Annotated in this window: 16 protein-coding genes; 10 read left to right on the top strand and 6 right to left on the bottom strand. The window is 38.6% G+C overall.

Features of this window, described 5'->3' with window-relative positions:
* Positions 1-26: 26 nt before the first annotated feature.
* Together EI546_RS14570 and EI546_RS14565 are read left to right on the top strand one after the other, a co-directional pair.
* A complete protein-coding gene (locus EI546_RS14570) occupies positions 27-509 on the top strand; it encodes a TlpA family protein disulfide reductase (protein ID WP_128251230.1) in 483 nt (160 codons plus the stop codon).
* A 23-nt stretch (positions 510-532) separates the two neighbouring features.
* Positions 533-2179 (top strand): DUF6029 family protein, encoded by a 1647-nt coding sequence (locus EI546_RS14565; RefSeq protein ID WP_128251229.1) that lies wholly within the window; start codon positions 533-535, stop codon positions 2177-2179.
* 81 nt (positions 2180-2260) lie between these two features.
* Here EI546_RS14565 and EI546_RS14560 read toward each other — a convergent pair whose 3' ends face one another.
* Positions 2261-2974, bottom strand: coding sequence for a T9SS type A sorting domain-containing protein (locus tag EI546_RS14560; protein WP_128251228.1), 714 nt, complete (start codon positions 2972-2974; stop codon positions 2261-2263).
* A 343-nt stretch (positions 2975-3317) separates the two neighbouring features.
* Here EI546_RS14560 and EI546_RS14555 point away from each other — a divergent pair, with 343 nt between their 5' ends.
* Both EI546_RS14555 and EI546_RS14550 read left to right on the top strand, forming a co-directional pair.
* Positions 3318-5009: a T9SS type A sorting domain-containing protein gene (locus tag EI546_RS14555; protein WP_240673121.1), complete on the top strand. Its 1692-nt coding sequence runs from the start codon at positions 3318-3320 to the stop codon at positions 5007-5009.
* 114 nt (positions 5010-5123) lie between these two features.
* Complete coding sequence (locus tag EI546_RS14550; protein WP_128251227.1) at positions 5124-5681, top strand: NUDIX domain-containing protein; 558 nt, start codon at positions 5124-5126, stop codon at positions 5679-5681.
* Positions 5682-5855: 174 nt separating this feature from the next.
* Here the strand turns inward: EI546_RS14550 and rsmG are convergent, their stop codons facing one another.
* On the bottom strand, positions 5856-6485 hold the full coding sequence (rsmG, locus tag EI546_RS14545) for a 16S rRNA (guanine(527)-N(7))-methyltransferase RsmG (RefSeq protein WP_128251226.1): 630 nt from the start codon (positions 6483-6485) through the stop codon (positions 5856-5858).
* Between the two features lie 124 nt (positions 6486-6609).
* On the opposite strand from rsmG, the gene EI546_RS14540 reads away from it, so the two are divergent.
* Positions 6610-7710 (top strand): fatty acid desaturase family protein, encoded by a 1101-nt coding sequence (locus EI546_RS14540; protein ID WP_128251225.1) that lies wholly within the window; start codon positions 6610-6612, stop codon positions 7708-7710.
* Positions 7711-7715: 5 nt separating this feature from the next.
* Positions 7716-8906 carry a pyridoxal phosphate-dependent aminotransferase gene (locus tag EI546_RS14535; RefSeq protein WP_128251224.1) on the top strand — a complete coding sequence of 397 codons (1191 nt, stop codon included), beginning with the start codon at positions 7716-7718 and terminating at the stop codon, positions 8904-8906.
* A gap of 89 nt (positions 8907-8995) precedes the next feature.
* Here EI546_RS14535 and EI546_RS14530 read toward each other — a convergent pair whose 3' ends face one another.
* Entirely contained in the window at positions 8996-10702 is a 1707-nt protein-coding gene (locus EI546_RS14530) for a T9SS type A sorting domain-containing protein (protein ID WP_128251223.1), read from the bottom strand.
* A 215-nt stretch (positions 10703-10917) separates the two neighbouring features.
* Here EI546_RS14530 and EI546_RS14525 point away from each other — a divergent pair, with 215 nt between their 5' ends.
* Positions 10918-13827: a GEVED domain-containing protein gene (locus EI546_RS14525; protein ID WP_128251222.1), complete on the top strand. Its 2910-nt coding sequence runs from the start codon at positions 10918-10920 to the stop codon at positions 13825-13827.
* Between the two features lie 160 nt (positions 13828-13987).
* Here EI546_RS14525 and EI546_RS14520 read toward each other — a convergent pair whose 3' ends face one another.
* Together EI546_RS14520 and trkA are read right to left on the bottom strand one after the other, a co-directional pair.
* Entirely contained in the window at positions 13988-15493 is a 1506-nt protein-coding gene (locus EI546_RS14520; RefSeq protein WP_128251221.1) for a TrkH family potassium uptake protein, read from the bottom strand.
* A complete protein-coding gene (gene trkA / locus EI546_RS14515) occupies positions 15494-16843 on the bottom strand; it encodes a Trk system potassium transporter TrkA (RefSeq protein WP_128251220.1) in 1350 nt (449 codons plus the stop codon).
* A gap of 297 nt (positions 16844-17140) precedes the next feature.
* Between trkA and ubiE the strand changes: the two genes are divergently transcribed.
* Both ubiE and porT read left to right on the top strand, forming a co-directional pair.
* The gene (ubiE, locus tag EI546_RS14510) at positions 17141-17872 is read left to right on the top strand and encodes a bifunctional demethylmenaquinone methyltransferase/2-methoxy-6-polyprenyl-1,4-benzoquinol methylase UbiE (protein WP_128251219.1); all 732 of its coding nucleotides are present in this window, start codon (positions 17141-17143) and stop codon (positions 17870-17872) included.
* A 5-nt stretch (positions 17873-17877) separates the two neighbouring features.
* On the top strand, positions 17878-18588 hold the full coding sequence (gene porT, locus EI546_RS14505) for a type IX secretion/gliding motility protein PorT/SprT (RefSeq protein WP_128251218.1): 711 nt from the start codon (positions 17878-17880) through the stop codon (positions 18586-18588).
* On the opposite strand, the gene EI546_RS14500 is transcribed toward porT, so the two are convergent.
* On the bottom strand, positions 18575-19303 hold the full coding sequence (locus tag EI546_RS14500; protein WP_128251217.1) for an RNA methyltransferase: 729 nt from the start codon (positions 19301-19303) through the stop codon (positions 18575-18577). The genes porT and EI546_RS14500 overlap by 14 nt on opposite strands.
* 27 nt (positions 19304-19330) lie before the next feature.
* Between EI546_RS14500 and tamL the strand changes: the two genes are divergently transcribed.
* Complete coding sequence (gene tamL, locus EI546_RS14495; RefSeq protein ID WP_128251216.1) at positions 19331-21940, top strand: translocation and assembly module lipoprotein TamL; 2610 nt, start codon at positions 19331-19333, stop codon at positions 21938-21940.
* Positions 21941-21982: the final 42 nt, after the last annotated feature.

The raw sequence follows: 21982 nt of genomic DNA, 5'->3' as shown, positions 1-21982 counted from the left end.
AATAAAAATTACAAATCTATATCTCTATGAAAAAACTGTTTTTACCCCTACTTTTGATGCTATCTTTTGTAGCGTTTTCACAAAATGAAGTGCCTAATATTGACTTAAAGACAATGGATGGTAAAACATTTAATTCCCAAGATCTAGCCAAGGAGGGAAAGGTTACAGTCATATCCTTATGGGCTACATGGTGCGTGCCTTGTTTAAAAGAACTTGATGCCATTAATGAAATCTACCCCGACTGGCAAGCCGAAACCAATGTGGAGTTATTTGCAATTTCTGTAGATGATAGCAGAACGGTAAAGAGAGTAAAGCCTCTAATAAGTGGGAAAGGTTGGGATTATACAATCTTACTCGATACCAACAACGATTTTAAACGCGCATTGGGTGCCGCAACCGTACCGCTTACCTTATTGGTTAAGGACAATCAAATCGTATTCCGTCATTCTGGCTATAGCCCAGGAGCAGAATATGAACTTTATGAAAAAATAAAGGAGTTCTCTAACTAAACAAATAACATCAAACCTATTCAATGAAAAAATTAATCCTCGGTGCCTTTTTGATTATTGGCGCTACCAGTTTTTCACAAGAAAACGGCTACTTTTTTGGTGGTCTTGAATCTAACATGCAATGGCTCTTAGCCGACGAAAAGTTTGACTTTCCCGCGCCCGAAGAACAATTTAGAGCCAATAATTATTTCCAATTAAATTACAGTCTGGGCAATTTTACCGCTGGGGTTCAATACGAATCCTATCTTCCGGTCGCACTTTCTGGATACTCCCCAACTTGGGATGGCAACAACGGTATCGGTACATACTATTTAAATTTTAAAAATGAAACCATTGATGTAACCGGTGGATATTTTTACGAACAATTTGGGAGCGGCCTTATTTTCCGTACTTGGGAAGACAGACAACTTGGTATAAACAACGCTTTGAAAGGTCTTCGTGTTAAATTTAGCCCAAGTGCTACTTTTGATCTTACTGGAGTTTATGGTCAGACCAGAAATGGTTTTGATGTTTCCGAAGGGGTAATCCAAGGCTTGGATGCGAATTTGGACCTAAGCGATTTGATGAACATTGATATTGTGGACCTAAAGTTTGGCGCAAGCTATGTGGGACGGTACCAATCCAGCGGAAACAGTGACAGTATCCCATCAATTGTGAATGCCTATGGAGGTCGATTGGATTTTGTTGCAAATAAATTTTACGGAGGTATAGAGGCAATCACAAAAGACCCCGATGTTCTTATAAATGAAGGGAATATTACTTCTCCTCAACTTTTTGATGGTACCGCCCTTCAGGTAAATTTAGGATATGCCCAAAAAGGTCTGGGAATAAACACCACCTTTAGGCGACTTGAAAACTTCACTTTTTATTCCGATAGATATGCAGAGGGAAATCAGTATAACGAGGAATTAGTTAATTACGTTCCAGCGATTACAAAACAGCACGATTATATGTTGTCCAACATATACGTATATAGTGCCCAACCTCGATTGCTATTTAGCGAAAATGAAAAAAGAGCAGGAGAAGTAGGTGCCCAAGTGGATGTTTATTATTCGTTTGACCGAGAATCTGAGTTGGGAAAAGTAGGTACTAAACTTGCAGGAAACTTTTCATATTGGGCGGGATTGGATGCAGATTTCAATATGGCAGAACAAACTTATGATGTAAAGTTTATAGGTAAAGGAAAAAGATATTTCAGAGACCTAAATATAGAGGTGAAAAATAGATGGTCTTCTAAGTGGAGCTCAACCGTATCATTCCAGGATGTTATTATTGACAAAAGTGTTTCCAAAGGAGGAATTCTTGGAAATCAGGGGGATATTCGCGCACAGATTGCCGTGATTGAAGGAACACGACGATTTGAGGGTGGAAAAGCCGTGACTTTAGAATTACAACATTTATGGACAGCTCAAGACGACAAAAACTGGGCAGCAGGGGTGCTTGAATATAACTTCAACTCCGCATTTACAGTTTTTGCAGCGGATGCCTGGAATTATGGCGGCGAAAAAGAACTTCATTACTACAATTTTGGCGGTAGCTTCTCCAAAGGCAGAACACGTTTTGCGATGAATTATGGAAGACAACGTGGAGGATTAATCTGTGTAGGCGGCGTGTGTCGGGAAGTCCCAAAAAGCACAGGATTCTCAGCAAACTTGGTGGTTACATTCTAACCTAATTCACAAATATACCCTTATAAAAAAAGGCCGTGGATAACAAATTTCCACGGCCTTTTAATTTTTATAAATCGAGTTTTACTGAACTACGATTTTAGTGGTCATTACTGCACCAGTATTATTCTTGAATTGAACGATATAGGTTTGAGCGCTCAAATCAGAAACATTAACAGATTGACTTCCACCTTCAAAGTGAGCTTGTTTTACCAATCTTCCTTGAATGTCGTACATTGTCATTTGAACGGGTTCGTTAATGTTCAAGACCATTCGATCTCTAACTACAGTAGATTGGATTGTTAGATTCACTTTGGAATTACCGCTAATACTCAACGCAGGATTATAGCGATAAGTAATGGTTACCGGAGATCCAATTTCAGTGGTGCCACTTGAGTCATATTGGTGAAATCTGAACACATAATCCAAAATATCGGTTCCATTGCCGGCGTCACCGTTTAGAAAATGGTTTCCAGGACCAGTTGTTTCACCTGGAGCAATATCAATAGTGAACGGAGCTGGAGGGACAGTAGTTCCTATGGAAATAGAAGTAAGACATTCGCCATAGCAAAATTCAAAACGATCTCCAGTGGCATTAATAATATCAACAACTTCTGCACGGGTATAAATTATGTCACTCGAATTATTGGTCACGAAGAAGTCATAATTCACCATGAGATCCCCATTAATAATTGCTCCATCTCCCAAGGTCTCTCCGGCCGTATTAGTTATCGTAAATTGTGCATTTGCAATTCCCATTATTCCCAGGAGTGCTAAAAAAAGTAATTTAAATTTCATTTTTTTAATTTTAGATTAATGTTTGTTTATAAAAGTTAAGTAAGTAAATACAAAACTAAGCATTAAATATGAAAAGCCTCTTTTGTTAAACCGTCTAATTCAGATAATTAACGTTTATTTTTCATTTGAACTTTCTTTAAATCTTTGAACTAGAAGCGAAAAATTTCATTAACATAGTGATTATCAATTTGTTTTTAAATCAATAATTTTCTCCCTATTTCTATTTAATTTATAGAAAAGCAACAACTTTAACAAAAAAAAACATTGTCAAATTAAACTACAACTGGTATAAATAGTACATTTGTGAACAAACTTAATTTCACCCATTAATAAAAAGATAGAAATGATGTTAAAAAAATTACCTATTACTTTAATTTGTGCCCTAGTTGGACTAGGCTCCTTTGCACAAACGATAGTATCAACTACGCCTGAAAACCGTAAAGTCATCCTCGAAGAATATACAGGAATTTATTGCGGTTATTGCCCACAAGGCCATCAAATTGCCCAAGGCATAAAAGATGCACATCCTGATGATGTATTTTTGATCAATATCCATCAAGGTGGATTTGCCGTTCCAGGCGCAAATGCACCCGACTTTAGAACTCCTTGGGGAAATCTTCTTGCCGCTCAGACTGGTCTTGCTGGCTATCCTGCTGCTACCGTAAACCGTCAAAATTTTCCAGGTAAAGAACAAGGAGCTCAGGGAACTACCGCTATGAACCGGAACTGGTGGAATTTCGCTGCAACTCAAGTGATGGCAGAAAGTTCTTATGTAAACGTGGCTGTAACCGCTCACATTGAATCGGCTACAAACGTTATGAGTATTCATGTTGAGGGTTACTATACTGGAAATAGTCCGGAAACTACCAACTTATTGAATATTGCTATTTTGCAAAATAACACATTAGGACCACAATCAGGTGGTAATATGGGGAACAATTACGTTCACATGCACCGTCTGATCGACATGGTGACCGGACAATGGGGAGAAGAAATCTCTACTACCACTTCTGGAACTTTTTTTGAAAGAGACTATACCTATCAAATAATTCCACACAACAATTTTGTTCCTGTGGAAATAGGAGAATTGGAGGTTGTAGCTTTTTTAACTGAAACCCATCAAAAAATCGTTAGCGGAAACGGGACAACTCCTACCATCACGGTAACCCACGCAAATGATGCTAATGTTAGATACATAGAGCCTTTAAAAGCAAGTTGTGAAGGGACCCAAGCAACCGCATCTCCAAAAGTGAACATTCAAAACGCAGGATCTAACCCTATTACCTCTTTGGAAATTACCTCTTCATTTAATGGAGAGACTAGTACCTTTAATTGGACAGGAAATCTTGCTTCATTGGAAAGTAAGACTATTACGCTACCTGCCACTTCATTTACGAGTATGGCCACCAATACAATCGAAGTTTCCGTACCCAACGACGATTATAACGCAAGCAACCAGAAATCTGTAGAATTTGACGCGGCGCCTAATGGAACAGGTACTGTAACTATGGTATTGAAAACGGATGCTTGGGGAAGCGAGTGTAGATGGAACCTAAAAGATAGCGCTGGAACTACATTATATAGCGGTGGACCTTATGGCAACCGTCAAACAATTACAGAGACATTTAACTTGCCAGAAGATTGCTACGCTTTTACAATCATCGATACTTATGGCGATGGTGGAACTTCCGTTACTCTTAAAGATAGTGAGGGAACCACACTTTACCACACCGCTGGAGATTTTGGAGCTAACGAAACAGGAAACTTTTCTAGCAATGGGGTTATGGGTATCGAATCAACCCTGCTAAAAGATGTTAGTATTTATCCAAACCCTGCTCAGGATATATTAAATATTTCTAACGCTGAAACTTCAAATATCGCAATATATGATATGCTTGGAAGAATGATTATCTCTAAGGATAACATTGAGATGAACGAGCAACTGAATATATCAAACCTTTCTGAAGGAGCTTATTTTGTTAAGATTTCTAAGGAAGGAAATGTAACTACTAAGAAGTTTATCGTGTCAAAATAATTGACCCTTTTCAACAATGTAAAAGAACCCCGAAAATTCGGGGTTTTTTTATTTTTAAGATTGAAATTACTTAACTTTAGAAGGACATAGAAATAATTTTTAACCTTCCACTCTATGAAATATTCTATCCGTAATGAAAAAGTAGTTTTTAAGGATCACTATAAAGTCGTCAAGGCAGATGTTACTTATGATACTTTTGAAGGAGGTAAGATAAGTACCGAACGCTTGGCTTTTGAACGTGGGGATTCGGTGGCCATCGTCCTTTTTGAAAGGGAAAGCCAATCTCTTCTTTTAACCAAACAGTTCAGATATCCCACCTGCAAACATAAGGAAGGCTGGTTACTTGAAATTCCCGCAGGTTCCTTGGAAGAAAATGAAAAACCAGAAGATTGCATAGTCCGAGAGGTAATGGAGGAACTGGGATACAAAATAACCAAGCCAAAATTGATAAACACCTTTTACACCTCACCTGGTGCTTCTACAGAAAGGATATTTCTTTTCTTTAGTGAAGTATCCCAAAACGACAAAACCCAGAAAGGAGGAGGAAACGAAAGTGAAAATGAGGACATAAAATTGGTTAATGTTCCAACTTCAGAAATAACTGAGAAAATTCGGGAGCTAAAAGATGCGAAAACGATTTTGGGATTGCAATGGTTTCTTTTGAATAGCTGACAGAAGATAGAGGTAGAGGTAGGTTGGAATTAGGCAGAGAGTGGTAACCAATGTTAGATACCCACTATTATCAAATTCTAATATTAAAAGTTTGAAAAAGTTTTTTGATTCAGAACTCCGAGAAAAGAACCTGAGGTCTCTAATTCTGCCCTCGAAATTCTGAATTCTGAATTATCAAACTTTATACTTTATTGGCAAATGGACCACACTTTTTGTTTCAAAAAAATCTTCTTTAAAATAATCTTTAAGGGGATAAACCGTAGCCTTCGGAAAGTATTTTAGTTCTTCAATCAAATCGCCTCCTTTTAAATATAGAATTCCGTTTTTTCTTTCGTGTTGGCTCTTCTTCGCTATTTTTCCATTAATCCAATGCACAAAAGTGTCCATTTGGGCCACTGCCCTACTTACTATAAAATCGTATTTCCCCGAAACATTCTCAACCCGATCATTGAACGTTCCCACATTTTTTAATTTGAGTCCTTCCACAACTTCATCCACTACCTTAATTTTTTTACCAATACTGTCCACTAGAGTAAATTTTACTTCAGGATAAAGTATGGCCAGAGGAATACCAGGAAATCCCCCACCAGTGCCCACATCCAAAATATCAGAACCTGAAAGAAAAGGTTGTACTTTCGCAATTCCTAAGGAGTGCAGAACATGTCGTAGATAAAGTTCATCAATATCCTTTCGTGATACAACGTTAATCTTATTGTTCCAATCTTGATAAAGCTCTCCCAGAGCAGCAAATTGGGTTTTTTGCTCCTCAGATAATTGAGTGAAATATTTCAATATCAATTCCATAAAATTTATTTAAGAGGTGAAAGTATGGTATCTTTGCCAAAATTATGGTTTTGGATTCTAAGTTTTCAATTAAGATGATTAATTTTATATCCTTTACCAACATTCACCCTAGATAAACTTCACTTTGACATATACAAATCTCAATTTTTCCAGAATCGATAGCGCCAAGTTCTTTCGCACGCTAAACAAGCGCGTCAACGATTATTTCAAGGAAAACAATATTTCCCGAACAGGGAATTGGAAACTTCACCTTAAAACTATCGTGATGTTCTCTCTTTATCTTACCCCTTACTTTTTAATGTTGACATTGGATCTTCCGGGATGGCTGCAATTGCTTTTTACCATCGTAATGGGCGTAGGCATGGCTGGTGTTGGAATGAACGTTATGCACGATGCTAACCACGGCTCTTATTCCTCCAAAAAATGGATCAATAAAATAATGGGCGGCAGTATGTACATTCTTGCCGGAAATGTTTACAACTGGCAGGTGCAGCACAACGTTCTTCATCATACCTATACCAACATCCAAGGGCATGACGAGGATTTGGAAGCGGGACGGATACTTCGGTTTTCACAACATTCAAAATGGCACAGATTTCATAAATTTCAGCATTATTACAGTATATTCCTTTATGGGTTGCTCACTTTTAATTGGGTGCTTACAACCGACTTTTTCCAAACAAAAAGGTATCTGAAAAGAAAACTTTCCTATGGAGAATTCCCGAATCCTTTTAAACAATGGAGCATCTTGGTAATAACCAAAATCATTTACATCTCACTATGGATTGTAATTCCCATATTATTTTTCAATATTGTTTGGTGGAAAATTCTTATTGGCTTCTTTATAATGCACTACGTTGCCGGCCTTATTTTGAGCGTAGTTTTCCAGCTCGCTCACGTCGTGGGAGAAACGGATATTATGATGCCCGATGAAAGTGGAACTATGAAAAATACCTGGGCTATCCATCAATTGTTTACCACCACAAACTTCGACACAAAAAATAAAATAATCAATTGGTACACTGGGGGATTAAACCACCAAGTGGAGCATCATATTTTTCCAAATATCTGCCATATTCACTATAATAATATTGCGGAAATTTTAAAGAGCACTACCAAAGAATTCAATCTACCTTATAAAGAATACGGGACCACCCGCCAGGCCATCATCGCCCACTTTAGACATCTCAAGGAAATGGGAATAAAGCCGGCAATAACAGCATAATAATTATGGATAATAGACTTTCAAAACGTGTGAACGAGATGGAAACCTCGGCCACTCTGGCAATGGCTGCCAAAACTAGAGAATTAAAGGACCAGGGTATCGATATTATCGGCCTAAGTTTGGGCGAGCCTGATTTTACGATTCCGGAATACATTAAGGAATCTGCCATCCAGGCAATCAAGGATGATTACCATTCCTATACTCCTGTGGACGGATATGGCGATCTGAAACAAGCAATTATCACTAAGTTCAAACGAGATAATAACTTAACATACAAACCTTCGCAAATAATAATTTCCACGGGAGCCAAACAGTCATTGGCAAATCTTACCATGGTTTTACTGAATGATGGAGATGAAGTGCTTCTTCCCGCTCCTTATTGGGTAAGTTACGCCGATCAGTGCAAGGTTGCTGGTGGTGTTCCAAAAGAAATCCCGACAACTATTGAAACTGACTTTAAGGTAACCGCTGAAGCATTGGAAGAAGCGATTACTCCCAATACAAAATTGATAATTTACAGTTCACCATGTAACCCAAGTGGATCTGTTTATAGCGAAAAAGAACTTCGAAAGCTAGCAGATGTTTTGGTAAAGTATCCAGATATCATAATAATCAGTGATGAAATTTATGAGCATATCAATTTTACAGGAAAACATTTTTCGATGGCCCAATTTGAAGATATGTATGACCGTACCGTGGTAGTTAATGGAGTGTCAAAAGCTTTTGCAATGACGGGATGGCGAATAGGATACATTGGAGGACCTGAATGGATTGCACGTGCCTGCAATAAAATGCAAGGCCAGGTAACCAGCGGCGCTAACTGTATTGCCCAACGCGCAACAATTACCGCTTTGGAAAACCCACCGAGCAAAATCCAATTTATGGTTGATGCTTTTAAGGAGAGAAGAAGAATAATCCTAGATTTACTTTCAGAAATTAAAGGTTTTAAAACGAACGAACCCGAAGGTGCTTTTTACGTTTTCCCTGATGTTTCAGCCTTCTTCGGAAAAACATTGCGAGGGAAAAATATAAATACTGCATCCGATTTCTCTTTATACCTTTTAGAAGAAGCCCGAGTAGCGACGGTTACAGGTGAGGCCTTTGGGGATCCAAACTGCATCCGTCTTTCCTATGCAGCTTCTGAAAAAGAAATTCGAGAAGCTATAAAGCGAATTAAAGAAGCTTTGGATCAATAGTATAAATCGAATTTAGAAAATACAAGCCGTTTAAAGATTCATTCTTTGGACGGTTTTTTGATTTAAGAGAAAATTTCAAAACACGCCAATTATCTCTTTATAACCTTTTTAGCTTGACTACCATTTTCAGTAATTACCTTTAATAGATAAGTTCCTTTCATCAGATGGGACAAATCTAAAACCATCTGGGTTTCATTCATAAATGAACTAGACAGAATTAATTTTCCCAAGAGATCGTAGAGAACCACTTCCTTTATTACTTCAGAAGCGTAAATTTTTATAAAATGGTCAGCAGGGTTAGGCAAAACAACAAAATGCGTTTTATTTTGCTCATCGATTCCAAGTCGGGGAAGACCAAATTTTACAATGATATCATTGTATCCCCCACCGTTTGGATTAAGTGTTTCCAGAAATGCGCCTGAAGTTGCAAGATTTTCATTATACGAATAGCCGGTGAATATAAAGGAATTATCAAAAACGTGAACTTGTCCCCCACTATCTATATCCGTTCCGCCAAAATAGGTTCCCCACAGCATTTCGCCCTGAGCACTGTATTTTGTGACGAAAGCATCGTGATCATAAAGTGTTATGGCATTTTTAAAACTATCGGAAGTTGCTAGTCCAGAAAGATTTGTAATCCCCGAAAGATATAGGTTACCAAAATCATCAATATTGAGCGAGTTTCCAATATACGATGAAACGATTGATGGATCTTTTATTCCTGCATATGTACTCCATATTACATTTCCTCCGTCATCCATGCTTGTTAGAAACATAGAGCCGCCACCGCCAATAAATTCCTGTTGTGCTCCCGGCGTTGCAATATCAGTTGGACTATTGGTATATCCACAGAAATAAACTTTATTGCCGAAAGTGACTATAGTAAAAGGTGTAATATTATTTTCATTGCCACTTCCACCAAAATAAGTTCCCCAAATTCTATCTCCCTTAAAAGAAAATCTAGCTATAAAATTGTCTATATCTGTGCCCGTATTTTCTTTATGACTTCCCGGAGTTCCGTAATAATTTCCGGCTTGATGGGACATATCTATTCCCATTACATAAATTCCGGTTTCACTCACCGCAATAGACCGAAGAAAACCATTCGTATGCTCACCATAATAGCTTGCCCAAACTTTGTTACCAGCTGCATCAATTTGAGCAATAAAGCCACTTCTATTAGTGCCGTTAACCATATTTTCGGGTTGAAAGGTATTCGGCGTGCCCAGTCCCGTGTGGCTTGTACTATAACCGACTACAAAGATCTCACCTTCATCATTTACAGCTATTGCATCAACCGCGTCACTCCCTTCCCCTCCGATGTAGGTACTCCAAAGCACTTCTCCATCCAAGGTGAGTTTGGACACAAATCCATCTCCATTTCCAGCATATGTATTGTTGAAATTTAAGGAACTATCCATACTCCCAATCCTTCCTCCAAGATAAATGTGGTTGTTGACAATCTCGATGCTTTTTGCAAGATCGGTATCACTCCCTCCGTAATATTTAAACCATTCGGGTTCGCCAGACGGATTGAATTTGGCAATGTAAGCATCCTGCATTCCGTGGAAATGATATAGCGGATCGTTATCAGGGAAAGTATCGCATGAATTGGTAATCCCACCGGTAATATAAAGATTATGATTGTCGTCAATAGCGGAATCTAAGATGGAAATATTACCGCCCTCGGGACAATAAAAATAGGTGCTCCATTCCAAGTCAAAATTAAAGGGATCGCCTTGTGAATAGAGGAGTGTCGAAAATAATATGGCTAAAAAGAGAAGGGCTTTTTGCATAATTTCAAATTTAAAGCTCGATAGGTCAAAGAGATAAAGATATAGGTAATTACAAACAAACCACGCATGTTTTCTTCCAGAGTGCAATCAAATTAGACAATTTCGTTTCAGATAAAATAAAATAAACTTCCCTAATCTTATCTAATTTCACAATAATCTTGGCGAATATCTATACTTTTGACCCCTCAAATTGTTTCACATTACAAACCTTACCTATGAATTCAAAATTAATTTTATTCCTCTTATTTTTTCTTTTACTTTTTCAGGCTTGGGGACAAGAAAATTCAAAAGCAACTTACGTAGGAACAATTGGCTCCGTTGTTCATGTTCCCTCTATAGCATCACAAACCAATTTGGCTCCAGCCAGAGTAAAGGAACGAGTGATGCAGGATGGAAGAGCCTCCAAGAACTTAATTGTACCGGGTAAAGATCCTCAGGTTGAAAACGATTATTTTGTTAGAAATCCAAATAAGATGGAACGAGCTCTAAGCGGAAGAGCTCCAAATTTTGTTTTTGAAGCTGCTGCCTCAAATTCGCAACCAACAGATCCATCTATTGGAGTAGGTCCAAATCATGCCGTTGTAGTTTTCAACACAGGGTTCCGCATTTTTGATAAAAATGGAAATCCCTTGACAGGGCAATTGAGTCCGAACCCAACTATTTTCCCAAACGGAGGATGTTGCGACCTGACCATTTCTTATGATAATGCTGCTGACAGATTTGTAATGACCTTCTTGGGTGCGGGCGCACAAATTGCTGTTTCGGATGGTCCTGATCCCTTGAATGACGGATGGTATGTTTACACTATTCCACAAATAAATGATTACCAAAAACTGTCGGTTTGGAGTGATGGTTATTATTTAACGGACAACACTTCTTCCACAAATAAAGTTTACGCAATGGAAAGAGCTAAAATGCTCAATGGCGATGCCACAGCCAAAGTTGTTGGTTTTCCCTTACCTGGTATTGCTACAAGTGGTTTCTACAGTCCACAGGCCCTTAATGTAAGTAATAATGTTTTACCTGCTTCGGGCGGAATGCCAATAATATATCTTCAAGATGATGCGTGGTCTGGAGTTTCAGAAGATCACATCAAAATTTGGACTATTGATGTTAATTGGGCAACTCCATCAAATTCTACCATTTCTGCTCCTGTTGAGTTAACTACCACCCCATTTATTTCAGTATTTGATGGTGGAAGTTTTGCTAATCTTTCACAACCTAATGGACCTATGGTGGATGCTCTCCAGGCAACTATCATGAATCAAGCACAATTTAGAAAATTTAGTGATCACAACTCGGCAGTATTCAATTTTGTTGTTGATACAGATGCCTCGGCAGGGAAGCTCGCGGGGGTTCGATGGTATGAGTTAAGGCAAGCGGGCGACGGGCAACCTTGGTCTATTTATCAAGAAGGAACCTATACTGCCCCCGAGGGAAAACACGCTTGGCATGCAAGTATGATGATGGATGGACAAGGAAATATAGGTATGGGATATACCTCAATGGCCGGCCCTTCCACTCCAAACCCTACCTCAAAAAGATTAAGCTCTTATTATACCGGACGCTTTGCAAATGACCCTCTAAACACGATGACTATTGCCGAAGAATTGATAGCTGCCGGGGATGCAAACATTCCTGGAAATCGATATGGAGATTATAGCAAAATAGACATAGACCCTTCAAACGATAAGGAATTTTGGTATAATAATGAATTGATGAGCAACGGAAGAAAGAATATTGTTGGGGTGTTCCAGATTGCTCCCAACTTCAATAACGATCTCGGGGTGGTAAGCATCGATGCCCCTGTTTCAGGAACGCTTTCAAATTCTGAAACTGTGACCGTTACCATTTTTAATTATGGACAAAACAGTGCTTCCAATTTTCCTATAACTTTTAAAGTGGACAACCAACCTGTTATTTCTGAAATTTTTACGGGAACTATTGCTTCGGCAACCACAGCACAATATACATTTACGAGCACTGCCAATTTAGGGAACGTAGGTCAAACTTATTCCATTACGGCTGCTACTAATATGGCTGGAGATGAAGACCCTGGAAACAATTCCAAAACAAAATCCGTCACGTATTTACCTCCAAATGATATTGGAGTAACCGCGATTACTGCCCCGGTTTCTGGGTCGAATCTAACAAATTCCGAAGTCATCAAAATCACGATTAAAAATTTTGGAGGAGAAGCACAGTCAAATTTTGATGTTTCTTACAATTTGGATGGAAGCATCATAACCGAAGTAATAATCGGGCCATTAGCTGGAAATTCAGAAATGCAGCATACTTTTTCACAGACCGGAGATTTTTCGGCCATAGGAAACTATAATTTAAGCGCTTATACCTCCCTGCCTGGAGATAGTGATACCTCAAATGATGCCACTACGGTAATAATTAAAAAGTTTACCTGTCAACCTTCCGGAGATTGCTCCTATGGTGATGGACTCACCCTATTTCGACTTACGGATATCAACAATCCATCCGAGTGTGAAGGTTATGGAGATTTCACTGACCTAGTTGCGGGAATGGAGCCTGGTTCTACAAATGAGCTGACATTAAGAACGGGATATGGAAATCAGTATGTTAGGGTTTGGATTGATTTTAACGATGATTTCGTATTTACAAACGACGAATTGGTAATAGATAATATCGTAATTGCATCAGGACAACAAGGTGGTTCATTTACTATAACAACCGATTTTGTAATTCCTGAAGATGCACCCCTCGGACAACATATAATGCGCGCAAAAACAAATTGGGGTGGACCTGTTCCAGATAATGCCTGCCAAACCACAACCTATGGCGAAACTGAGGATTATACCGCACAAATTGGAACTATTGGAATAAATGAAAACATATTTGGTGAAAATGCACTCACGGTTCTTTCTCTTGACAACAACATTTTTGAGATCACTTTAAATACAACCGGCTTTACTGAAGATTTGAATCTTTCCGTTTATAATGTTCTCGGACAAAATCTACTTATGAAAAAACTTAAAAACGAGGGGAATGGTTATAACTATAAACTAGACTTGAGTTACGTTTCAAAAGGTGTTTATCTTATCCGCATAGGAAATACGAAGGATGGGAGGATAAAACGGATTATTGTAAAATAATTTCAACTAATCCTTTTATTTGAAAACCCAAAGCATACAGTGCTTTGGGTTTTTTTATAATCGGAAATATCCAACTTAAAAAAGCGACTTGTTTCCCGAATGCGATTAATTAACAAACTTTCGTTGGTGTTTTAAGAATATGTACCCTGTAATTTTAATTTTATCTATTCCTCCAGAAAAAAGGAGTCAGCAAAATAAGCACGGTGAACAGCTCCAATCTTCCGATTAGCATTAAGAAACTCGCCCACCATTTTGCCGGACTTGGCATACTTGAATAACTATCAACGGGACTCAGACTTCCCAATCCCGGACCTATATTGCCTAAAGTTGTTGCGGCGCCACCCAGCGCGGAACTAAAATCCAATCCCAACCAGGAAAAAACCAGCGTTCCTGTAATGAATGAAAGCATATATAGAATAAAAAAGCCAAGAATATTAAATACAATTGGTCTTGGAACTGCTTTGGAATTATATCGCACCGGCAGAATAGCATGTGGGTGTAAGGTTCTTTTAAATTCCAGCAAACCATTTTTTATCATTATTAAGTGACGAACTATCTTGACGCCTCCAGAAGTTGAGCCTGCACATCCACCCAAAAACATCATACCAAAAAAGAATATTGTAAGAAAAGGTGTCCACATAGTATAATCGGCACTTACAAAACCCGTGGTTGTAATAACTGAAACTACTTGGAAAAGGGCGTGCCTTATAGCGCTTTCAAAACGGCCCCAAACCATTGGATGGTTAATGGTAGAAACGGTAGGATCGGCCTGGTAATAAATAATCAGACCCGAGATTAAGGTAAGCGCCACCACTATCAAACCATATGTTCTGAATTCCTCATCCCGAAATATGCGCTGGAATTTGCGTTTAAAGGCAAAATAGCTCAAAACGAAATTGCTTCCCGCCAGAAACATAAAGAAGATAAGAATATACTGTATAATCGGTTGATCATTCCAAAAAGCAACACTAGCATTTTTGGTAGAAAAACCTCCTGTGCTCAAAGTTGAAAGGGAATGGTTTATGGCATCAAAAAAACTCATTCCAGCTATTTTAAGCAGAATAGTTTCGGCTAAAGTGTAGCCTACATAAATAAGCCAAAGTCGTTTGGCGGTGTCTGTAATCCTTGGGTGGAGCTTGTCGCCGGTGGGCCCGGGAGCTTCCGCCGCAAAAAGTTGCATTCCACCAATTCCAAGCAGTGGAAGAATGGCAATGGCAAGAACGATAATCCCCATTCCGCCGATCCAATGTGTGATACTTCTCCAAAAAAGTATTCCTCGAGGAATGCTCTCAATATCATTTAAAATGGTGGCACCAGTAGTTGTATAACCGCTCATCGTTTCAAAAAAAGCATTGGTGAAATTGGGAATAGCGCCGGAAAAGATATAGGGCAAGGTGCCCACCAGCGCCATAAATATCCATCCAAAAGAAACTATAATATACCCCTCTCGTTTTTGGACTTCCTTTTTATGATGTCGCGTCAAGAACATAATAAGTGCGCCGGCGCCCAGGGCCACTAAGCTTGCGGCCAATATTCGATCTAGCACTTGCTCTCCATAATACCAACTTACTCCCGCGGAAAGCAACATAAAGCCACCATTAACCACAAAAAGCAATCCCATTAAATGGGAAATAATTTTGTAATTGATTTTGGAGAGGGTATTCATTTAAATAAAAAGTTTTTCAACCTTACCAATGGATTGGGGCAAACAGCACACCACTACCCTATCCCCTGCCAGTATCTCAAAATCACCTAGAGCAATAATCCCTTCTCCATTTCTTATAATTCCACCTATAATCGCCGAAATAGGAAAATTTAGATTTTTAATTTTTTTGTTGCAAACCTTTGAATGTGGCTTAACCCTAAATTCCAGCAATTCAGCATTCATATTGTTCAACTTGGTCATTGCCACTACCTCCCCACGCCGAACAAAGCGGAAGATATTATTGGCAGCTAACAACTTTTTATTGATTAGGGTATCAATTCCTATGGAATGAGAGAGTTGAAAATAGTCCATGTTCTCTACAAGAGCTATTGTTTTCTTTACCCCCTTTGATTTTGCAACTAGGCAGGACATAATATTGGTTTCGCTATTTCCGGTAACGGCAATAAAGGCATCCATTTCTTCAATAGATTCTTCCTCGAGTAAATCCACGTTTCTCCCATCACCATTAATTACCAAACATTCGGGAATGTCGTCCGCAATTTCAAAGGATTTTTCTTTGTCCCGCTCCACCAATTTAACCTTGAAATGACTTTTACAAAGGTCTTTCGCAGTTTTGTGTCCAATCTTGCTACCGCCCAAAATCATTACATTTTTAATCTCCTGTTTGCTTTTCCCGGTAAGTTTCACAATCTGGTCCACTCCATCTTTTGAAGTAGTAAAATATACCTGATCTCCCTCTAAAAATTCAGTATCTCCACGAGGTATTAAGGTATATTGAGTTCCATAACGCTGCATCGCAAGTGGTACGTACTTTAAGTTTGGATGGAGCCTGGCGACCTCTTTAACAGATTTTCCTACAAAAGCGGAATTCTTGGAAAGATTGAGCCCGATAAGCATTAATGCCCCATTCTCAAACTCATAAGTATCATTAAATGCACTTTGGCTTAAAAGTAGTTCAATCTCGTTTGCAGCCAGGGATTCTGGAGAAATGAGTTCATCAATCCCAAATTTAGTAAAACCAACTTCCTCCTTTTTATCAATAAATTCGGTATTGGAAATCCGGGCAATGGTTCTTTTGGCACCTAGCTGTTTGGCAAGAACGCAAACCGTAATATTTGTTGTTTCACTAGAGGTTACTGCGATAACCAAATCGGTTTCATCAACCCGCGAATCCTTCAACACGGAAATAGAAGTGGCATCTCCGCGAACCGCTCTAATATCTAATTGCGAGTCGGCGTGGGCCAAAAAATCCCGATTGGGATCGATAAGGGTTATATTCTGGGATTCAAAAGAAAGTAGTTTGGCAAGATGAAAGCCAACTTCTCCTGCGCCGGCAATGATAATTTTCATTGATTTTCTGTTTGATTTAAAATCCTCCCAATATTCAAAAACCAGACTTTCTTAGTTGTATATTGAAACAATCACTGGGCAAAGATATGTAATTTCGAAGCACTGATAATAAATTCAGAGAACGGGATATTATTTATATTAAAAACAAATCCACACCATGATCAATGCTTTAACCTCATTTTTAAACCAAATGAAAAAGTTATTTTGCATCCGAAGTAATTAAAGGAATCCCTTTAGGTTTCAAAAATATTATCCATCAACCTATGAAAAATTATGTAGTTTTGCAGGCGAAATTTTATGGAAGAAAAAGTAAAACCTTATAAGGATTCTTCGGAAGGAAAAAAGAGACAGGTTGAACAGATGTTCGATACCATCTCCGAAAACTACGATGGCATGAATCGAGTCATTTCTCTTGGTTCTGATATTTCTTGGCGGAAAAAAGTAATAAAGCTCGTTACCGCCAAAAAACCGAAAACCATACTTGACATCGCTACGGGAACCGGTGATCTTGCTATTCAGTTTGCCGAAGCAACAGAAAATGTCGAAATAATTGGTCTTGACCTTTCTGAAGGCATGCTTTCGGTTGCACGAAAAAAGGTTTCAGGTAAACCAATTTCAGAAAAAATAAAATTCATTCAAGGAGATTCGGAAGCTCTTCCTTTTGAGGATAACACTTTTGATGCTATTACAGTTTCTTTCGGAATTCGCAATTTTGAGAATCTAGAGAAAGGCCTAGCAGAAATTTTGCGGGTACTTAGAAAAGACGGCATTTTTGTTATTCTTGAAACCTCTGTACCAACTAAGTTTCCTTTTAAGCAGGGTTATCATTTTTATGCTAAGAATGTTTTACCTCTCATTGGCCGATTATTCTCCAAAGACAAAGTCGCATACCAATATTTAAGTGAAAGTGCCTCGGTTTTTCCTTTTGGCCAAGAGCTCAACAATATTTTGCGCAAAATAGGGTTTATGAATGTGGATAATAAGCCCCAAACTTTTGGCGTTGCAACCATCTATACGGCTACCAAGTAATTTTTATGAAGAAACTATTTTTTGTCTTTGCTCTTTTTTTTGCAGCGAACAGTGTTCAAGCACAATGGTTTTTTAATCACGAACGGTTGGCAAACCTTGAGAATTTCGATAAAAAGCGTTTTACTTGGGGTTACTTCCTGGGCTTCAACTCATACGATTTTAAGATAGATTATATTGAGCAATATGCCGATAACAATACCGATATTCAAGTAAAATCTTCTCCAGGATTCAACGTGGGCCTTGTAGGCGATATGCGAATTAATGAATACTTCAATTTACGACTTGAACCAGGTTTGTATTTTACGCAACGCGATCTCACGTTTCCAGGATTTACTGAAGAAAGAAATTATTTACGCGAAGTAAAATCCACTTATATCCACGTTCCTTTATTGCTCAAAGTATCAACCAAAAGATTGAATAACATTAAGCCCTTTATTATTGGCGGGGTTTCTACATCTTTAAACCTTTCCAGCGAGCAAAAGAATCCCGACGACAACGAGTTTGGAAAATTTAGAATGACCAATAGTACCAATTATTTTGAATTGGGATTTGGCATTGATTTTTATCTCTTCTATTTCAAATTTACGCCTTCCATCCGCGGTGTGTTTGCCTTCAGCGATGAGTTGGTACCAGATGATGACCCGAACAGTCCTTGGACGGGAAATATAGATAAATTGTCAACCCGTGGGGTTTTTATTAACTTTACTTTCCAGTAGATCTTCTAAATTCTGAAAGGATTATTGCTGTTGCCGTAGCGACATTTAGGCTTTCTGTCTTTTGTATTTTTCCGAAACGGGGAATACTTATTTTGTGAGTTATTTTTTTTGAGATTAACTCCGAGATTCCGTTCGCCTCATTTCCCAGAATCATTATTGCATCTGTGGGGAATGTTTCAGAATAAATATTCCTGCCATCCATAAATCCTCCATAAATTGGAAGGTTGGTCTTTTCCAAAAACTCCAAAAGTGGAAGATAATGAATCCTCACTCTTGCCAAAGAACCCATGCTCGCTTGAACCACTTTGGGGTTGTAACAATCCACTGTATCTTCGGAACAGATCAGCTGGGAAACTCCAAACCAATCACACAGTCGGATAATGGTGCCCAAATTTCCGGGATCACGTACTGCGTCCAGCGCAATCACCAAACCAGAATCCAAATAGGGACTTAAAGTGGGAATTTCAAAAATTGCAGTTGCGGAATTGGCGGTTTTTAAAAAACTAATTTTCTTAAGCTGCGCTTCACTCACCAAAAAATGATTTTCCAAAGTAATTTGGGAGGGCTCGGTGGTGAACAACCATTTAAGTTTTAACCCCTCTTCGCGAAGTTCGGAAATTACCTTGGGACCTTCGGCGACAAATAGCTGAAACTTGTCCCGGTATTTTTTTTGGCCCAGACTGCTTATTAATTTTGTTTGGCTGTTGCTTACCAAATTATAGTATTTTTGAATCAGTAAAAAATGCACTTCCAGTTGGCGTACACCCTCACAAAAATATCATTATTTATACTATTATTAGGGGTATTTTTATCCTGTAATGCCGTAAAAAGAGTTCCGGAGGGGAAATACCTGCTTACCGACAATACCATATTGGTGGATAGCGTAAAAGTAAAAGATGCAGGGTTGCACAGCCAATTGGCACAAAAACCCAATCAAAGTATTCCCTTGATTGGATTTCCGTTGGGACTTTACATTTACAATCTAGCCGATCCCGAGCCAGACTCTACATTTAACCGCTGGTTGCATAAAAATCCAAAACGCGAAGAAAGATTGATCAAATTACTGTCCAAAAAACAAGTGGATGGAATGGATAGCACCTACGTAAGCCTAAATAATTGGCTCAAGAAATCAGGAGATGCGCCGGTTATAATCCAGGATAGTAAAATTGAAAAATCCACCGAACGATTAAAGAAATGGTATAACAGCTATGGATATTTCAACAATGAAGTTACCCACGAGATTATTCCCAATAAGAAGAAGGAAAAACGAGCCGAAATAGTCTATAAGGTTAAAAAGCACAGACCCTATTTTGTGGGTGATACCATTTTTGAAAAAATAAGCTCTCCAGTGGTGGATTCATTATTCCAAATAACTAAGAAAAGATCCTTCATCAAACCGGGAAATCAATATTCGGCAAGCGACATGGTTAATGAACGGGACAGGCTCACAATTCAATTTCGAAATTCGGGACTTTATTATTTTAATCAGGAATATGTAGTCATTGAAGCCGATACGGTAAATACTAATCATAAGGCAGACCTCACTTATATTATTCCAGACCGCAAAATAACCGGGAGCGACAGCACCTATACGGTACCTTTCCAAGTCCATACAGTGGATGAAGTTCGCATAGTTACGGATTATACTTATGAAAACAGGGACAAACAGTTTCAGGACTCCGTAAATTATAGAGGATACAAACTCTTTAGTTATGGCAAAATGCGGTACCGGCCGAAAGCCATTACCGATGCAATCTCCATTATACCAGGAACCATATTTAAGGATATAGACCGCACCTTGACCTATACCCAACTTAGCGATTTACGGATTTTTAAATATCCCAACATCAGTTATTCTGAAGTAGTCGCAGATTCTACGAAGAATGTTTTAAACGCCACCATTTTATTAAGCCCGCGGGAACGCTTTACGCTTGGGGCAGATTTTGACGCCTTTACCTCTACCATTCAACAATTCGGGATTAGTTTCAGTGGAAATATGATATTTAGAAATATATTCCGAGGAGCCGAAATATTCCAGATTTCGGGCCGTGGAAGTCTGGGAGCTTCAAAGGACGCCGCAGATAAAAGCAGTCATTTTTTCAATATTTCGGAATTTGGGGGTGATGCAAAACTCACTTTCCCGCGAATCATATTTCCGTGGAATACGCAAAAACTTATCCCTAAGTATATGTCCCCTTCTACCACTTTGAGTCTGGGGGCCAGTGCACAAAATAATATCGGTCTGGATAGACAAACGGTAAACGGTTATTTCAGCTACAATTGGAAACCTTCAAAAATTTTGAATTACCAATTGGATGCCCTCAATCTTCAATATGTGAAGAATTTGAATACTGTAAACTATTTCAATGTGTACACAAATAGTTTTGATCAGTTGAACAACATCGCTCAACAAACAGAAATCCAGAATCCCGGGACTATCGATCCCACTTATTATTATTACAACAATCAAGACGAATTGGAATTGATAATCCCAGATGGGGCAAATGGATTTATCAACGATGTTCTTGATGGAAGTATCAATCCTGTTGACAACGATGGTGATGCTTATGAAACTGTTGACAATATCGGGGAAAGAAAAAAGCGCTTAACGGAAAACAACTTGATTTTCGCAACAAACATTACCCTAACCCGTGATACCCGTGACAATATAAAAGACAATAATTTTTCCCGAACCAGGTTTAAACTGGAAACTGCAGGTAATATTCTTTCAGGTATTGCCAATCTTGCGGGACTACAAAAAAACAGTCAGGACTCTTATGAGGTGTTCAATGTTGTCTATTCTCAATATATAAAAGGAGAAGTGGAATATATAAAACACTGGGAATTGGATTATAATAATGTGGTAGCGGTACGTGCATTTACAGGCTTGGCGATTCCTTATGGAAACAGCAACAGCATCCCTTTTACGCGAAGTTATTTTGCCGGTGGTGCCAATGATAATAGAGGGTGGAAAGCCTATTCCCTGGGACCTGGAAGTAGCGGCAACAAAAACGAATTTAATGAAGCGAATTTTAAAATTGCCCTGAATGCCGAATATCGATTTACCATTCTCGGAGCTTTTAAAGGTGCCGTTTTTATGGATGCAGGAAATATTTGGAACCTAATGGACAATATTACCGAGGAAGAATCGGTATTCAATGGCATTGCGGATTTAAAAGAGTTAGGTGTGGCTACAGGATTGGGACTTCGATATGATTTCGGATTCTTTGTCTTCCGTTTTGACATAGGTTTTAAAACACACGATCCTGCAAAGCCAATTGGAGAACGCTGGTTTAATGACTATGGCTTTAAGAATGCTGTGTATAACATAGGAATTAACTACCCTTTCTAAACCATATTAATTTGCTATTTTTGTTTGTTCAAATATTTTGAT

Source organism: Aequorivita sp. H23M31 (genome assembly GCF_004022485.1).
GTDB lineage: Bacteria > Bacteroidota > Bacteroidia > Flavobacteriales > Flavobacteriaceae > Aequorivita > Aequorivita ciconiae.
Note: the sequence above shows the minus strand (reverse complement) of the source record. Positions and strands in the feature narration are given on the sequence as shown.

Excerpts from the sequence above, each read along its gene's own strand:
- porT (WP_128251218.1), top strand. The coding sequence starts at position 17,878 with ATGAAGAAACTATTTTTTGTCTTTGCTCTTTTTTTTGCAGCGAACAGT.
- EI546_RS14560 (WP_128251228.1), bottom strand. The coding sequence starts at position 2,974 with ATGAAATTTAAATTACTTTTTTTAGCACTCCTGGGAATAATGGGAATT.
- EI546_RS14565 (WP_128251229.1), top strand. The coding sequence starts at position 533 with ATGAAAAAATTAATCCTCGGTGCCTTTTTGATTATTGGCGCTACCAGT.
- EI546_RS14520 (WP_128251221.1), bottom strand. The coding sequence starts at position 15,493 with ATGAATACCCTCTCCAAAATCAATTACAAAATTATTTCCCATTTAATG.
- EI546_RS14535 (WP_128251224.1), top strand. The coding sequence starts at position 7,716 with ATGGATAATAGACTTTCAAAACGTGTGAACGAGATGGAAACCTCGGCC.
- trkA (WP_128251220.1), bottom strand. The coding sequence starts at position 16,843 with ATGAAAATTATCATTGCCGGCGCAGGAGAAGTTGGCTTTCATCTTGCC.
- EI546_RS14530 (WP_128251223.1), bottom strand. The coding sequence starts at position 10,702 with ATGCAAAAAGCCCTTCTCTTTTTAGCCATATTATTTTCGACACTCCTC.
- rsmG (WP_128251226.1), bottom strand. The coding sequence starts at position 6,485 with ATGGAATTGATATTGAAATATTTCACTCAATTATCTGAGGAGCAAAAA.
- ubiE (WP_128251219.1), top strand. The coding sequence starts at position 17,141 with ATGGAAGAAAAAGTAAAACCTTATAAGGATTCTTCGGAAGGAAAAAAG.
- EI546_RS14525 (WP_128251222.1), top strand. The coding sequence starts at position 10,918 with ATGAATTCAAAATTAATTTTATTCCTCTTATTTTTTCTTTTACTTTTT.
- EI546_RS14570 (WP_128251230.1), top strand. The coding sequence starts at position 27 with ATGAAAAAACTGTTTTTACCCCTACTTTTGATGCTATCTTTTGTAGCG.
- EI546_RS14555 (WP_240673121.1), top strand. The coding sequence starts at position 3,318 with ATGATGTTAAAAAAATTACCTATTACTTTAATTTGTGCCCTAGTTGGA.
- EI546_RS14550 (WP_128251227.1), top strand. The coding sequence starts at position 5,124 with ATGAAATATTCTATCCGTAATGAAAAAGTAGTTTTTAAGGATCACTAT.
- tamL (WP_128251216.1), top strand. The coding sequence starts at position 19,331 with ATGCACTTCCAGTTGGCGTACACCCTCACAAAAATATCATTATTTATA.